The 14717-nt window shown below is 52.6% G+C and carries 15 protein-coding genes and 1 tRNA gene; 8 read left to right on the top strand and 8 right to left on the bottom strand.

Translation table 11 applies throughout. The annotated features are described in order from the left end of the window. Window positions 1-175: 175 nt before the first annotated feature. Window positions 176-1771, bottom strand: a complete 1596-nt coding sequence (locus JYB63_RS10525) for a BCCT family transporter (protein WP_205657833.1) — start codon at window positions 1769-1771, stop codon at window positions 176-178. A gap of 119 nt (window positions 1772-1890) precedes the next feature. Here JYB63_RS10525 and JYB63_RS10520 point away from each other — a divergent pair, with 119 nt between their 5' ends. After that, complete coding sequence (locus JYB63_RS10520; protein WP_205657832.1) at window positions 1891-2523, top strand: ankyrin repeat domain-containing protein; 633 nt, start codon at window positions 1891-1893, stop codon at window positions 2521-2523. A gap of 67 nt (window positions 2524-2590) precedes the next feature. Here JYB63_RS10520 and JYB63_RS10515 read toward each other — a convergent pair whose 3' ends face one another. The 7 genes from JYB63_RS10515 to hemA form a co-directional block, all read right to left on the bottom strand. Further along, on the bottom strand, window positions 2591-2944 hold the full coding sequence (locus tag JYB63_RS10515; protein ID WP_205657831.1) for a RidA family protein: 354 nt from the start codon (window positions 2942-2944) through the stop codon (window positions 2591-2593). Window positions 2945-3101: 157 nt separating this feature from the next. Next, a complete protein-coding gene (locus tag JYB63_RS10510; RefSeq protein ID WP_205657830.1) occupies window positions 3102-3452 on the bottom strand; it encodes a RidA family protein in 351 nt (116 codons plus the stop codon). A gap of 187 nt (window positions 3453-3639) precedes the next feature. Then, window positions 3640-4053, bottom strand: coding sequence for a CoA-binding protein (locus JYB63_RS10505; RefSeq protein WP_207758360.1), 414 nt, complete (start codon window positions 4051-4053; stop codon window positions 3640-3642). A gap of 19 nt (window positions 4054-4072) precedes the next feature. Then, window positions 4073-4822 (bottom strand): HesA/MoeB/ThiF family protein, encoded by a 750-nt coding sequence (locus tag JYB63_RS10500; protein ID WP_205657828.1) that lies wholly within the window; start codon window positions 4820-4822, stop codon window positions 4073-4075. Window positions 4823-4839: 17 nt separating this feature from the next. Beyond that, a complete protein-coding gene (prmC, locus tag JYB63_RS10495) occupies window positions 4840-5679 on the bottom strand; it encodes a peptide chain release factor N(5)-glutamine methyltransferase (RefSeq protein ID WP_205657827.1) in 840 nt (279 codons plus the stop codon). Then, a complete protein-coding gene (prfA, locus tag JYB63_RS10490; protein ID WP_205657826.1) occupies window positions 5679-6767 on the bottom strand; it encodes a peptide chain release factor 1 in 1089 nt (362 codons plus the stop codon). The genes prmC and prfA overlap by 1 nt, the downstream gene beginning before the upstream one ends. A gap of 2 nt (window positions 6768-6769) precedes the next feature. Continuing rightward, a complete protein-coding gene (hemA, locus tag JYB63_RS10485; protein ID WP_205657825.1) occupies window positions 6770-8038 on the bottom strand; it encodes a glutamyl-tRNA reductase in 1269 nt (422 codons plus the stop codon). A 459-nt stretch (window positions 8039-8497) separates the two neighbouring features. Between hemA and JYB63_RS10480 the strand changes: the two genes are divergently transcribed. The 7 genes from JYB63_RS10480 to ychF all read left to right on the top strand — a co-directional run bounded on the left by JYB63_RS10480 (window position 8498) and on the right by ychF (window position 14696). Continuing rightward, window positions 8498-10195 carry a tetratricopeptide repeat protein gene (locus tag JYB63_RS10480; protein WP_205657824.1) on the top strand — a complete coding sequence of 566 codons (1698 nt, stop codon included), beginning with the start codon at window positions 8498-8500 and terminating at the stop codon, window positions 10193-10195. A gap of 76 nt (window positions 10196-10271) precedes the next feature. Continuing rightward, window positions 10272-10877 (top strand): lipoprotein insertase outer membrane protein LolB, encoded by a 606-nt coding sequence (gene lolB, locus JYB63_RS10475; RefSeq protein WP_205657823.1) that lies wholly within the window; start codon window positions 10272-10274, stop codon window positions 10875-10877. A gap of 84 nt (window positions 10878-10961) precedes the next feature. Then, window positions 10962-11036, top strand: a tRNA-Gln gene (locus JYB63_RS10470). 278 nt (window positions 11037-11314) lie between these two features. Beyond that, window positions 11315-12256 carry a ribose-phosphate pyrophosphokinase gene (locus tag JYB63_RS10465; RefSeq protein WP_205658355.1) on the top strand — a complete coding sequence of 314 codons (942 nt, stop codon included), beginning with the start codon at window positions 11315-11317 and terminating at the stop codon, window positions 12254-12256. A 114-nt stretch (window positions 12257-12370) separates the two neighbouring features. Then, a complete protein-coding gene (locus tag JYB63_RS10460) occupies window positions 12371-12970 on the top strand; it encodes a 50S ribosomal protein L25/general stress protein Ctc (RefSeq protein WP_205657822.1) in 600 nt (199 codons plus the stop codon). A gap of 23 nt (window positions 12971-12993) precedes the next feature. Further along, a complete protein-coding gene (gene pth, locus JYB63_RS10455) occupies window positions 12994-13581 on the top strand; it encodes an aminoacyl-tRNA hydrolase (RefSeq protein ID WP_205657821.1) in 588 nt (195 codons plus the stop codon). A 23-nt stretch (window positions 13582-13604) separates the two neighbouring features. Beyond that, complete coding sequence (ychF, locus tag JYB63_RS10450; protein WP_205657820.1) at window positions 13605-14696, top strand: redox-regulated ATPase YchF; 1092 nt, start codon at window positions 13605-13607, stop codon at window positions 14694-14696. The last annotated feature ends 21 nt before the right edge of the window (window positions 14697-14717 follow it).

Genomic DNA, 14717 nt, shown 5'->3' with positions numbered 1-14717 from the left:
AGTTCAGCTAAAGAGCTCGGCTAAAGAGCTCGGCTAAAGAGTCAGGCTAGAGAGTCAGGCTAGAGAGTTCGGATAAAGAGTTCGGATAAAGGGCTCGACTAAAGAGCTCGGATAAAGAACACTCCTGAAACACACAGGCCCGGTATTCACCGGGCCTGTTTATTTCCGGTAGCACCTATAACTGTTTACTGGCTTTGCTCAGCCCCATATACAGGCTGATACACATTGCCAGCAACACTACAGTGAACGGCAGGCCCGTGGATACGGCCATTGCCTGTAAAGCACCCAGCGCCTCTGAACCACCCACCAGCAAGAGAACAATCGCCACGATACCCTCAAACGAGCACCAGAACACCCGCTGGGATACCGGCGCATCGTTCTTACCACCGGCGGTTATTGAGTCGATAACCAGCGAACCTGAATCCGATGAGGTAATAAAAAACACCAGCACCAGCACAATGCCCACCATCGACAGTAACGCGCTGAACGGGAAGTCCTGCACCATTTCAAACAGTTTCAGTTCCTGTGCAACCGCAGCTACCGGTGCACTGGCATCGGCAACCACCTGGCTGATCGCAGTTCCGCCAAATGCCCCCATCCAGGCAACGCAAAGCAACGTAGGAATAAAGATCACACACAGGACAAATTCCCTCACGGTACGCCCCCGGGATACCCTGGCTATGAACATGCCGACAAATGGCGACCATGAAATCCACCAAGCCCAGTAAAACGAGGTCCAGCCCTGGGCGAAGTTGGTATCCTCACGGCCAAACGGCATCGACAGCCAGACAACCTCTTTCACGTAAGCAGCACCGCCGGAAAAGATAGCCGTCATGATGTCACCTGTGGGCCCGACAAACATGATCACCAGCAGCAGTAACAGCGCCAGCCCCATATTCACCTCAGACAGCACCTTCACACCGCCGTCCAGCCCCCGCACGACTGATACAATCGCGATGGCCGTAATCACTGTGACCAGCACCACAATCGCGACAGACCCCGTGCCCCAGCCAAACAGATAGTTAAAGCCGGACAACGCCTGTTTAGTACCGAAGCCCAGCGAGGTTGTCAGCCCGAACAAGGTAGCGAACACCGCCAGGGTATCAATAAGATGTCCCCAGAAGCCCCAGACCCGCTCGCCCAACAAGGGGTAGAACGCCGACCTTAGCGTCAGGGGTAAATTATGGTTATAGGCAAAGAATGCCAGCGCCAGTGCCACCACGGCATAAATCGCCCAGGGGTGCAGCCCCCAGTGAAAGATGGTTGCAGCCATTGCCAGATCCCGGGCGGCAGCTACATCTCCGGCAGCCGCGCCTAAGGGTGCCCAGTCAGTCCGTACGCCATTGTCCCCCACGGCCACGCCGCCCATGGAAGACCCGAAATGGGAAATAGGTTCCGATACCCCGAAGAACATCAGACCAATCCCCATACCGGCAGCAAACAACATGGCAAACCAGCCGATATAACTGAAATCCGGGGTGGCATCCTGGCCACCCAACCGCACTTTACCCAGTGGCGTTACCACCAGCAAAATGCCGAATAAAACAAAAATATTGGCCGCGGAAAGAAAGAACCAGTCAAAGGTGCTGGTAATTGCCGGACGCAGCCAGCCGAAGAATGCCGCAGCACCTTCCTGAAACATCAGGGTAATTAAAACAAAGGCAACAATGCTCAGTCCTGAGATTAAAAATACCGGATTATGGATATCCAGTCCGAAGGGCGTGATATTATCCTGACCAATTTTATAACTGGTCTTTATGTCATCACTCATAGTACTACTCCAATCTAGTGTTATTGTAGTAATAGCAAAGATGCGCCCATGTACCATGTTTTTAAGCCTGAAATCATGGCTTAGCGGCAACAGATACACTCAAATGCAGCGAAATTGATATGCAATTTTTCAAACAGCGCCGGCAACACAAATTGCGCCAGAGTATTGTTGACGGCGATATCATGGCGGTGAAAAAACAACTGGAAAAACTGGGCAGCGATGCTCAGACAGTACTGCTGGATGGCCCGGACGCCGGCAGTATTTCCCCGCAGGAACTGGCCATTCTCAGCAACCAGCCAAAGGTACTGGAACAGTTGCTTCAGGCAGGTTTGTCCGCCAACCGTAAGGACAGCCAGGAGCAGCCACTGCTGTATTTGGCACTGCAACAGGAGCAGAGCCTGGCGCTGATCAGCGCACTGCTGCAGAACAGTGCCTCTACTGAACCGGATGATCTGAATGATCAGTTGCCGGAAACAGCCCTGCTGGCATGTCTGGTGTATACGGTCAGCCCACTGACGCTGCATATCAGCCGCTTGGCGGAACAGGGCGCAGACCTGCACTGTACTGACCGGAATGGAAACAACCTGCTGCATTACGCTCTGCTACTGGAAGATCAGAACCTGATCCAGTTACTGATTAATAGCGACCTGACTCCTGACGATCTCTCACCGGAGCAATACCCGACAGCAATGTTCGCATACGCTAAACGCTGTGCCGAAGACTTGCGGGTACGGCGTCTGATGATGGGCTGAGCAACGCCAGCACAAACAAAAACGCCCCGGTAAAAACCGGGGCGTTATCTGTCGCTCAGTTACAGCATTACTTTTTAACCGCAGCAATCACCGAGATTTCAAACAGCAATTCCTGACGGGCCATACGGGCCTCAACGCAAGCACGGGCCGGTGCAAAACCGGTTGGCACCCAGGCGTTCCAGATTTCGTTCATCGCGGCGAAATCCTTCATATCCCGCAGGTAAATGGTGGCAGACAGGATGTGTTCCAGATCGCTACCAGCCTGGGTCAGTAGCGCCTCAACCTTATCCAGTGTGCTCTGAGTCTGTTCCTGAATACCTGCAGAGGCATCTGCAGCCACCTGGCCACACAGATAAATAGTGTCGTTGTGAATTACAATGCGGCTGGAGCGTTCGTTGGTATCCTGGCGTTCAATAGTCATATGGCTTTCCGAAGTCTGTAAATTATCAGTCAAAGGCCGACAGTCTACCCGCTCAACCGCCTGTTGCCAGCCCACGGGCCTAAAAATTTCACAGTCAGAAAACAAAAACGCCCCGGCACAGACCGGGGCGTTTCTAAAACGGCTATCAGAGCGGTTGTTACTTTTCAGCCGCAACCACTGAGATTTCAACCAGCAGTTCAGGGCGAGCCATACGGGCTTCAACGCAGGCACGTGCGGGTGCGTGGCCAGCCGGTACCCAGGCATCCCATACTTCGTTCATGGCTGCGAAATCTTTCATATCGCGCACATAGATAGTGGCAGACAACATGTTCTCACGATCGCTGCCAGCCTGTTCCAGCAGAGCATCCACTTTATCCAGCATGGTCTGGGTCTGTTCTTTGATGTCTGCAGAAGCATCTGCAGCCACCTGACCACACAGGTAAACTGTACCGTTATGCTTAACAATGCGGCTCATGCGCTGCTGAGTTTCCAGGCGTTCGATAGTCATATGTCTTTCCGATATCTGTAATTAGTCTGTAAAGCGCAATAGTTTACCTGCTGAAGTGCGTGTTTCCAGCGGGATCACTTCAAAATAGTCACACAAAACAGGGAATAATAACGAATATTCAAAAAAAGACAGGAAATTAAATAAAACAGATGACTGCTGCGGGACCGCAGCAGTCGGTCAGAGAGAATTATGCGCTTTGCGGCAATTCCAGACGGGGTAATTCAATGGCCGGACACTTATCCATAACCACCTGCAAACCTGCCGCCGCAGCCTTAGCAGCAGCCGGCTCATTAATCACCCCAAGCTGCATCCACACAGCTTTGGCATTCACCGCAATGGCTTCATCCACCGCGTCGCCCGCTTCAACCGAGTTACGGAAGATATCCACCAGATCGATTGGCTCATTGATATCTGCCAGGCTGGCCACCACTGTCTGGCCATGAATTTCTTCACCAACCTTGTTCGGGTTAACCGGGATAACTTTGTAGCCTTTAGAAAGCAGGAAGTGCATGACCTGATTGCTGGCGCGGTGTGTTTTCGGGCTCGCGCCCACCATCGCAATTGTTTTGGCACTGGTTAATACAGAACGTATTGTATCCATCACTCAACCTTCCTTCCGGTCATTTTTTTCCACAGCATGGACACTGCGGATCGCGTTTTAACTTCAGACTGCGCCACTCCATGTAACGCGCGTCCAGTAACAGTAACTTACCTACCAGTGGCGTACCGACACTGGCCAGAACCTTCAACGCTTCCATTGCCTGGACAGAACCGATAATGCCCACCAATGGCGCCAGTACACCGCTTTCAGAACAGGTCAGATTTTCATCACTGCCTTCACGGTATAAACACCGGTAACAGGGTGAATCATCCTGCCGCGGATCAAACACCGCAACCTGTCCTTCAAGGCGTATAGCTGACCCGGAGACTAGTGGCTTTTTATGGGTTACACAAGCTTGATTGACACCAAAGCGGGTATCAAAATTGTCCGTACAATCCAGTACCAGATCCACTTTTTGCACCCATTCGCCCAGATCATCAGGACTCAGGCGCTGCTCAACGGTCTCGATCTCAATATCCGGATTGATCGATGCCAGCGTTGCCGCCGCAGACGCCACTTTAGCGCTACCGATGTCTTCGGTACCGTGGGCAATCTGGCGCTGTAAATTGGTCAGTTCTACCTTGTCGTCATCCACCAGAATCAGCTTACCGACACCCGCCGCAGCCAGATACATGGCAACCGGACTCCCCAGGCCACCAACGCCCAGCACCAGTACGGTTGAATTCAGCCAGGCTTCCTGTCCGCCAATTTCCACTTCCGGCAACATAATCTGCCGGCTGTATCGCAATAATTGCGCATCATCTAACATCAGAATCCTCTACGCTGCTATAAGACCAACAGCTTACGTCCCCAGGTCATCCGGTCATTACCGGCCAGATCCTGAGCGGACGCCACTTGTGAATATCCCTGCTCCCGCAGGATGTTCTGCACGGCAGCTGCCTGATCATAACCGTGTTCAAACAACAGCCAGCCTTCGTTGCTCAACTGCTCCCACGCCTGGGCTGAAATGGTCCGGATATCCGCCAGACCATGATCATCTGCCACCAGCGCAGAAAGCGGCTCAAAACGGACATCTCCCTGCTTAAGGTGCGGATCTTCAGGATCAATATAAGGCGGATTACTCACCACCATATGTAACTCTTCAGATACCGGTTCCAGCCAGCTACCCTGTAGCACGGTGACATTACTAAGACCCAGGGTCTGCCGGTTCTGTTCCGCTAATTCTGCAGCGTCTGCCACAAAATCCACCGCAAACACCTGCCAGGCAGGCCGCTCAGTGGCCAGCGCCAGCGCAATTGCACCGGTGCCCGTCCCCAGATCAGCAACCTTTGCCGGCCCCGGAGGCAACAGCTCCAGTGCTTTTTCAACTACACACTCGGTATCCGGCCGGGGAATCAGCGTGCTGGCATTCACCGCCAGATCAAAATTCCAGAAACTCCACTGCTCCAGTATATGAGCTACCGGCTCGCCATTGATGCGCCGTTGCAGCAATGCCTCAAACTGCACCTGCTGATCAGCCGACAGTTCAGCACCAGGGTGCATCATCAGATAGGTTCGGGATTTATCAATTACGTGGCATAACAACAGTTCAATATCCAGCCGCGCTGACTCGCTCAGCGCGTCCAGATCAACACTGCGTTGCAATGCCTGTCGGATATCAGGCATCAGTTTTCAGCAGACAGAGCGCCCAGCTGTTCCGCCTGATACTCGTTCACCAGCGGATCAACCACTTGCCCCAGCGCCCCTTCCATCACTTCAGACAGTTTATAAAGCGTCAGGTTAATACGGTGATCAGTCACCCGGCCCTGTGGATAGTTATAGGTACGGATACGCTCTGAACGGTCGCCGCTGCCCACCAGACTCTTACGGGTGCTGGCCTGTTCTGCCGCGTGCCGTTCCTGCTCCGCCGCCTGTAAGCGGGATGCCAGCAATGACATCGCCTTGGCACGGTTTTTATGCTGGGAACGCTCTTCCTGACATTCAACCACAACCCCGGTAGGAATATGGGTCAGACGAATCGCTGAGTCGGTTTTGTTTACGTGCTGACCACCGGCACCGGATGCCCGGAAGGTATCCACCCGTAAATCAGCCTTATTAATTTCGATGGCATCCGCTTCATCCATCTCTGCCATGATCGCAACTGTACAGGCAGAGGTATGAATACGGCCCTGGGATTCAGTTTCAGGCACCCGTTGCACCCGGTGTGCACCGGATTCAAACTTCAGACGGGAATACACATCTTTGCCAATGATCCGGGTAATGATCTCTTTATAACCGCCGTGCTCACCTTCGTTGGCACTGACCACTTCCACTTTCCAGCCCTGGGTTTCTGCAAACCGGGAATACATGCGGAATAAATCACCGGAGAAAATGGCCGCCTCGTCACCACCGGTACCGGCACGGACTTCCAGAAATACGTTACGGGAATCATTCGGATCTTTTGGCAACAACAGGATCTGCAGCCGGCCTTCCAGCTCTTCAATCTGCTGCTTGGCACCGGCCACTTCTTCTTTGGCCATTTCGCGCATATCCGGATCTGAATCTTCCTGCATCAGCAGCGCTTCTTCCAGATCATCCTGCGCGCTCTGATACGCCTGAAAACACTGCACAACCGGTTCAATTTCTGCATACTCCATCGAGTAAGCACGGAACTGATCCTGGTTACCGATAACACCTGCATCACCCAGCAGGGCCGCGAGCTCTTCGTAGCGATCGGCCAGTGTTTCCAGTTTGGTTAAAATTGACGCTTTCATTTTTAATCTTCTTGTCGTTGTTCTTCCAGCTGAAATAACTGCTGGGCAATATCAAGCATTTCTGTCCGCCCTTCAGCACTAGCCTGACGCAGCTGCACTGTCGGGTGGTGAATTAATTTGTTGGTCAGGCCCCGGGCCAGATTGGCCAGTACTGTTTCAGGGTCCTTACCGTTAGACAATTGCTTCATCGCCTTATCAAGCTCCTGCTGGCGCAGTTTATCCGCCTGATTACGCACCGCCATTACCGTGCCGACAGCTTCCAGCGAACGCAGCTGGCGCATAAACTCAGTGGCACCGACAGCAACCATCGCCTCAGCTTCCCGGGCGGCAGATTCGCGACTGCGGACGTTTTCTTCGATCACTTCCCGCAGATCATCAACGGTATAAAGATACACGTCATCCAGCTCAGACACCTGAGGCTCGATATCCCGCGGAACCGCAATGTCCACCATAAAGATAGGCCGGTGTTTACGCTTTTTCAGCGCGGCTTCTACCGCACCCTTGCCGAGAATCGGTAACTGACTGGCAGTAGATGCAATGACAATGTCAGCATCTTCCAGAGCTTCGGGAATATCCCCCAGGAGAATCGCTTTGGCATTAAAGCTCTCGGCCAGTGTCTCAGCACGCACCAGTGTACGGTTCGCCACAGTCATTTCACTGACGCCAGCTTCTTTCAGATGCCGGGCCACCAGCTCAATGGTTTCACCGGCCCCGATCAGCAGTGCTTTACTGGTACTCAGATCCGCAAATATATGTTGCGCCAGGCTGACGGAAGCATATGCAACAGACACCGGGTTTTCACCGATCGCCGTATCAGTACGTACCTTTTTGGCAACCGAGAACGTTTGCTGGAACAGTCGGGACAGTTCAGCCCCCACAACGCCGACTTCCTGAGAGACCGCATAGGCAGATTTCAGTTGTCCGAGAATCTGCGGCTCGCCTAAGACCAGCGAGTCCAGACCACTGGCGACCCGCATCATATGCTGTGCGGCATCCTGATCCCAGTGAGCATAACTGGCCTGCTGGAGTTCGTCTGCGTCCAGTTGATGATAATCCCCCAGCCATTCAAGTAAGGCGCGGGTGCCTTCCAGCTGAGTAGAGCAATACAGTTCGGTTCGGTTACAGGTCGACAGGATCACTGCTTCACGAAGTTTTGCAACCTGACAGGCCTGCGACAGCGCATCAGCCATCTGCTCCGGAGCAAAGGCTACTTTTTCACGAACTGCGACAGAAGCTGTCTTATGATTTATTCCCAGTGCCAACAAAGCCATGGAGGTAAACGCCACCCCTGTTTAAGATCGATATGAAGCATGTATTTGTAGCCCGCAACAATAGCCGCCAGCACAAATAAGCGCGTCATAATACACCTTATTGTTTAAAAGGTTAAAAGCCTAACAACAAACAAGAAGATTTTTCTTGATCTGAGTGCAACCCTGACACAAGTTTTGTGGTCTACTAAGCAGAAATGCATCTTATAGACGCATCCGCAGACATGACAACTCAGTCTGGATTCATCTATAGTGATCACAATAAACGGACTCTGCAAAACGTGTCGATAAGCCCCGTATGCTGTACCGGATGCTTACCAGGGACCCGACAGACACTTATCAGTAAGGCAACTATATATAGTGAATACACAATTCAGAACCAGGTTCCTTCCATACCGCCTGGCGGTGTCACAACTATCCGGCGCTATACTGCGCTCCCTGCCCGGCAGAACAGCCGGCGCAATGGCACTTGCCGGCCTGCTGATCAGTGGCTGCGCGCAACAGCCATCCCAGCCTGACAGCCTGCTGCAGAGCCGTCAGACAGACTTACCTGCTGTTGAATACACCCGCGGTGAACTGAACCGCGAAACCCTCTACGATCTGATTATTGCAGAGCTGGCAGGTCAGGAAGAACAGTTTGAATTGTCACTGGCTAACTACCTGCGTCAGTCCCGGCTGACCAAAGACCCGGCAATCGCCAAACGGGCAACCTACATTGCCCAGTATATGAACCAGCCCCAGCGGATACTGGAAGCCTCAAACCTGTGGCAGGAAGCCGAGCCGGATAACCCGGAGCCTTACCAGATTTCTGCCAGCATCCTGTTGCAACAGGGTGACTTTGACCACGCCCTGCCACTGCTAAACAAAGCACTTGATCACAGCAACCCGCAAACCCTGCAAATGATTGCCAACAGCTCGGGCAAACTCAGCAAAGACGAACGTCAGGCCTACATTGACGTACTCAGCACGAAGAATACTGATACAGCTAACGCAACCCTGCTGACCACACTGGGCATTCTGTATAAAAGTAACGACCAGCCTGAAGAGGCAGAAAAAGCCTTCGACCAGGCCATCAAACTGTCGCCCAAGCACCACGGTGCCCTGTTTCAGAAAGCGGAACTGCTTCGCCAGCAGGGAGAAATCAAACCGGCCCTCGCTTTACTGGAAAATATTGTAGAAGGAAAACAGCCTGAACAGCAGCTGCGTACCCTTTATATTCAGTTGCTCTTTCAGGACAACCAGAACGAAAAGGCTGTTAAACAGGCAAACCTGTTACTGGAACTGCGCCGCGCCGAGCCTCAGCTGGGCTTCTATCTGGCATTACTGATGCTGGAAAAAGATCTGGTGGACGAAAGTGAAGCTGTCTTCAAGAAAATCCTGGTTCGCTACCCACAGAACACAACCCCATACTACTATCTGGGGCTGATAGAACTGCAGCGTGAAAACGATGAGCAGGCACTGGAGTATTTCACCAAGGTTAAAGATCCCAATAACCTGCTGCCGGCGCTGAGCAGAATTTCAGACCTGCTGGACAACGCAGACAAACGGACACAGTTGCAGAAAATCATGCTCGACGCCCGCAATTCTACGCCGGAACGGGCAGTACAGATCTTCATCATTGAAGCAGAATGGCTGGATCTGCACGATTATAAAGATGCCGCCATCAATCTGCTGGATGAAGCCCTGCAGGAAGATGAAGAAGATATCGCCCTGCTTTACGCCCGGGCCATGATGATGTCACCTCAGGACTTTAAGCTGATGGAACAGGACCTGCGCAAAGTGCTGGAGCTTGATCCTGATAACAGCATGGCGATGAATGCGCTGGGCTATACCCTTACCCTGTACACTGACCGCTATGATGAAGCGCTGGATCTGATCAGACGAGCGCTGGAAATCACCCCTGACGATGCCGCTGTTCTGGACAGTATGGGCTGGATTCTTTACAAGCTGAACCGCAATGATGAAGCCCTTCCCTATCTGGAACGCGCTTATGAAATGTACCCGGACGCAGAGGTTGCAGGCCACCTAATTCAGGTCTACTTCGCTCAGGGCCAGGTAGCTGAAGCAATGAAACTGCTGAAGAAGAGCCAGGCTGAACATCCGGATAATCTTTACATTCTGGAAGCCGCCGAAGCCATCGGCCAGACTGCGGCTAACTGACCCGTATCTGAACATAAGCCTGAGCTAACCCTCAGGCTTTTACTGACCATCCCCCACGCTGACGAGACATAATTTCATGCTGTTCCGTGCCCTGCTAACTGTTTTACTGGCCATCACCCTTTCTGCCTGTTCTTCGCTGACACCGGAACCTGAACCGATAACCGATACAGATATCAGTTGGGAAGACCATCTGGCCAGACTGCAAACCATTGAGGCCTGGGAAGTCACCGGTAAAGCCGGTATCCGGGACAGTAAAACCCGGCACAGCGCCAGTCTGGCATGGCAGCAACAGGCAGAATTCTTCAACATCGAACTGACCGGCCCGCTCGGCCAGGGGGGCGCCAGAATCACCGGCAGCCCGCGGGGCATTGAAATCCTTGCCGCCGGCGAAGCCCCGATCTATTCAAATGCACCGGAAGCCCTGATGGAGGAGCGGCTGGGCTGGCGTTTTCCACTGAATGACTTACCGTTCTGGATGAAAGGCCAGCCAGCACCGGGCAGTGAATACACACCGGTTTTTGACACCAACAGACTCAAGTCTCTACAACAAAATAACTGGCAGATTAACTACTTACGCTACACCTCCCGGGACGGTATTCCCCTGCCCGGCAAAATCGTCCTGAATCAGGGCAATCTGCGGATTACCCTTATAGCTAAAGAGTGGCAGATCGGAGCACGATAACCCCCGGTTTTGCATTGACTTTGCAACACGGTTCCTAGAAAATGTGCGCCGTTATTCAGGCCTGGTTCCTGTAAGGGTTAATGTTGGGATATCGCCAAGCGGTAAGGCAACGGGTTTTGATCCCGTCATGCGGAGGTTCGAATCCTCCTATCCCAGCCATCTCTGAGAGACTTCTCAGCATGGCTCACGGCATTTTCTCCGGTTAAATACATCCGACACCTTTTACCTGCCTTAGCAAAGACGGGTTGGGGTTATTTTTGTGTTCAGCCAGCAGCAAACCCAGTGCCCCGTTGACCGGCGGTAAAAAAAGCCTCTGGTCTGAAACAGGCAATAATGAGAGATTTCTGCAGTTTCAGTGATTTACTGAACAGCTGCCAGGCCAAAACCACATGAATGAATCTCTGTTAACCACTACAGCATCCGAGAAGGTAACCACCGTGCCTAAAATGATGGTCTTCACTGGCAACGCCAACCGAGAGCTTGCCGAGAAAGTCGTTGAACGCCTAGATATCCCAATGGGCGAAGCAGTAGTCACCAAGTTTAGTGACGGTGAAGTAAACGTCGAAATCAATGAAAACGCACGTGGTAAAGACGTTTTCATTCTGCAGTCGACCTGCGCACCAACCAATGACAACCTGATGGAACTGATTGTCATGGCTGACGCCCTGCGCCGCGGTTCTGCTACCCGTATCACTGCGGTTATCCCGTACTACGGTTATGCCCGTCAGGACCGTCGTCCACGTTCCGCCCGTGTAGCAATCAGCGCAAAAGTTGTTGCTGACATGCTGGCAGGCGTAGGTATCGACCGCGTACTGACCGTTGACCTGCACGCTGACCAGATCCAGGGTTTCTTTGATATCCCTGTTGATAACGTATACGGCTCTCCGGTACTGCTGGACGAAATCGCCCGTCAGAACTACGAGAACCCACTGGTTGTATCTCCGGACGTAGGCGGTGTGGTACGTGCCCGTGCTGTGGCAAAACAACTGGACTGCGATCTGGCAATCATCGACAAGCGTCGTGAAAAAGCCAACGAAGCTCAGGTAATGAACATTATCGGTGACGTACAGGGTCGTACCTGCATTCTGGTAGACGACATGTGTGACACCGCCGGCACCCTGTGTAAAGCCGCAAGCGCTCTGAAACAGAACGGCGCTGCCAAGGTTGTTGCTTATGCAACTCACCCTGTGCTTTCAGGCCCTGCTATCGACAACATCAACAACTCTGAACTGGATGAGTTGGTTGTTACCGATACTATCCCACTGTCACCGGCTGGTGAGAAGTGTGACCGCATTCGTCAGCTGACCCTGGCGCCAATGCTGGCAGAAGCGGTACGCCGCGTCTGCAACGAAGAATCTATCAGTGCAATGTTCCGGTAGGAAGATTGCACCGATAACCCCCTTCCATCCGGGAAGGAACTTAGCCAACTGGCTTAACTGACTGCAAGACCTGGTCGCAAGGATTTTGCAGTTTTACTTTTTAAAGGTATTAAAATGACTGATTTCGTAATCAAAGCTGAAGCCCGTACAGACGAAGGGAAAGGTGCGAGCCGCCGCCTGCGTCACGCTGGCATGATCCCTGCCGTTGTATACGGTGGTGCTAAAAACAAGAAGCCTGTTTCCATCACTCTGGAAAACCGTGCTCTGGTTAAGCAGATCGAAGATCCTACTTTCTTCTCTTCTATCCTGACTCTGGACCTGAACGGTAAAGAAGAAAAAGTTATCGTACGTGACTTCCAGCGTCACCCTGCACGTAACACTGTTCTGCACGTTGACTTCCAGCGTATCACCAAGTCCAACAAGATCCAGATCCTGGTTCCTCTGAACTTCACTGGCTTCGCTAAGTCTCCGGCTGGTAAAGCGTCCGGTAAATTCGCTGTTCAGCAAAACACTGTTCAGGTTCTGTGTCTGCCAGACAAACTGCCAGAGTCTCTGGAAGTTGATATGTCCAACGTTGAAATGGGCCAGATCCTGCACCTGTCTGACATCACTATGCCTGCTGGCGTTGAGATTGTTCAGCTGCGTCGCGGCGCTGACCACGATCAGGGCATCGCTCAGACTTACGCACCACGTGGTGCTAAAGCAGCTAAGTAATTTAGCCTGCTAAAGGTACCGGCATGAAAGATCGGATTCAGTTAATTGTTGGCCTGGGTAACCCCGGACAACAGTACGACCAGACCCGTCATAATGCCGGTGCTGATTTTGTCGCTCAGCTCGCTGAGCGACAAATGACCCCTCTTAAGACCGACAATAAATTTCACGGTCTGTACGGGAAAATCACCCTGAACCAGCAACCGGTTCACCTGCTGATCCCGAACACCTTTATGAACCTCAGCGGGCAAGCGGTTGGCGCACTGGCCAACTTCTACAAAATCCCCCCTGAAGGCATATTAGTTGCCCACGATGAACTCGACCTTCCACCCGGTGTAGCCAAGCTCAAACAGGGCGGCGGACACGGTGGCCACAACGGTCTGCGAGACATCATCAGCAAGCTGGGTAACAACAAAAATTTCTACCGTTTACGCTTAGGTATCGGCCATCCCGGCAGTGCCAGCCAGGTCAGCGGATTCGTGCTGAAGAAAGCACCGTCCAGCGAACGCGACCTGACTCAGGCCGCCAGTGATGAAGCCCTGCGGGTACTGGAACAGGCCTGCAGTGGTGACTGGCTGAAAGCGATGAACACTTTGCACTCTTTCAAAGCATAAATCTTTAACTACAGGATACTGTCATGGGTTTCAAATGCGGCATTGTTGGCCTGCCTAACGTCGGCAAATCGACACTATTTAATGCTCTAACGAAAGCCGGTATTGGCGCTGAGAACTTCCCGTTCTGCACCATCGAACCGAACGCAGGCGTTGTACCTATGCCGGACCCGCGTCTGGACGCCCTGGCAGACATTGTTAAGCCGGAACGTGTACTGGCTACCACCATGGAATTCGTTGATATCGCCGGTCTGGTTGCCGGTGCATCAAAAGGCGAAGGTCTGGGTAACAAGTTCCTGCACAACATCCGTGAAACCGATGCAATCGCGCACGTAGTTCGCTGCTTTGAAGATGAAAACGTTATCCACGTTGCCAATAAAATCGACCCGCTGGCCGATATTGAAATCATCAATACCGAACTGGCGCTGGCTGACCTGGAATCTGTTGAGAAACAACTGCAGCGCGTACAGAAGCTGGCCAAAGGCGGCGACAAAGAAGCCGTAAAAGCCAAAGCGCTGCTGGAAAAACTGCAGCCGCATCTGGATGAAGGTCACCCGGTTCGCTCCATGGAGCTGAGCGACGATGAGAAGGTAACCCTGAAAACCTTCCACCTGCTGACCACCAAGCCGACCATGTACATCGCCAACGTTGATGAAGAAGGCTTCGAAAACAACCCGCACCTGGATGCGGTTCGTGAACTGGCTAAATCTGAAAACGCTGAACTGGTTGCGATCTGCAACAAGATGGAAGCGGAAATCTCCGAGCTGGACGATGAAGAGAAGCTGGAATTCCTGCAGGAAATGGGCATGGAAGAACCTGGCCTGGACCGCGTTATCCGCGCCGGTTACGAGCTGCTGGGGCTGCAGACGTACTTCACCGCCGGTGTTAAAGAAGTCCGCGCCTGGACGGTTAAGATCGGTGCGACCGCGCCTGAAGGTGCCGGAGTTATCCACACAGACTTCCAGAAAGGCTTTATCCGCGCTGAAGTCATCAGCTACGACCACTACATCGAATTCAACGGTGAACAGGGTTCTAAAGATGCCGGTAAATGGCGCCTGGAAGGTAAAGACTACATCCTTAAAGATGGCGATGTGATCCACTACCGTTTCAACGTCTGATATCAGAAATACGAAAAAGGC

The organism is Aliamphritea spongicola (assembly GCF_017051665.1).
In the GTDB taxonomy this organism is placed as follows: domain Bacteria; phylum Pseudomonadota; class Gammaproteobacteria; order Pseudomonadales; family Balneatricaceae; genus Amphritea; species Amphritea spongicola.
This window is presented reverse-complemented; position numbering and strand designations above follow the sequence as displayed.

Excerpts from the sequence above, each read along its gene's own strand:
- JYB63_RS10525 (WP_205657833.1), bottom strand. The coding sequence starts at position 1,771 with ATGAGTGATGACATAAAGACCAGTTATAAAATTGGTCAGGATAATATC.
- JYB63_RS10520 (WP_205657832.1), top strand. The coding sequence starts at position 1,891 with ATGCAATTTTTCAAACAGCGCCGGCAACACAAATTGCGCCAGAGTATT.
- JYB63_RS10515 (WP_205657831.1), bottom strand. The coding sequence starts at position 2,944 with ATGACTATTGAACGCCAGGATACCAACGAACGCTCCAGCCGCATTGTA.
- JYB63_RS10510 (WP_205657830.1), bottom strand. The coding sequence starts at position 3,452 with ATGACTATCGAACGCCTGGAAACTCAGCAGCGCATGAGCCGCATTGTT.
- JYB63_RS10505 (WP_207758360.1), bottom strand. The coding sequence starts at position 4,053 with ATGGATACAATACGTTCTGTATTAACCAGTGCCAAAACAATTGCGATG.
- JYB63_RS10500 (WP_205657828.1), bottom strand. The coding sequence starts at position 4,822 with ATGTTAGATGATGCGCAATTATTGCGATACAGCCGGCAGATTATGTTG.
- prmC (WP_205657827.1), bottom strand. The coding sequence starts at position 5,679 with ATGCCTGATATCCGACAGGCATTGCAACGCAGTGTTGATCTGGACGCG.
- prfA (WP_205657826.1), bottom strand. The coding sequence starts at position 6,767 with ATGAAAGCGTCAATTTTAACCAAACTGGAAACACTGGCCGATCGCTAC.
- hemA (WP_205657825.1), bottom strand. The coding sequence starts at position 8,038 with ATGGCTTTGTTGGCACTGGGAATAAATCATAAGACAGCTTCTGTCGCA.
- JYB63_RS10480 (WP_205657824.1), top strand. The coding sequence starts at position 8,498 with ATGGCACTTGCCGGCCTGCTGATCAGTGGCTGCGCGCAACAGCCATCC.
- lolB (WP_205657823.1), top strand. The coding sequence starts at position 10,272 with ATGCTGTTCCGTGCCCTGCTAACTGTTTTACTGGCCATCACCCTTTCT.
- JYB63_RS10460 (WP_205657822.1), top strand. The coding sequence starts at position 12,371 with ATGACTGATTTCGTAATCAAAGCTGAAGCCCGTACAGACGAAGGGAAA.
- pth (WP_205657821.1), top strand. The coding sequence starts at position 12,994 with ATGAAAGATCGGATTCAGTTAATTGTTGGCCTGGGTAACCCCGGACAA.
- ychF (WP_205657820.1), top strand. The coding sequence starts at position 13,605 with ATGGGTTTCAAATGCGGCATTGTTGGCCTGCCTAACGTCGGCAAATCG.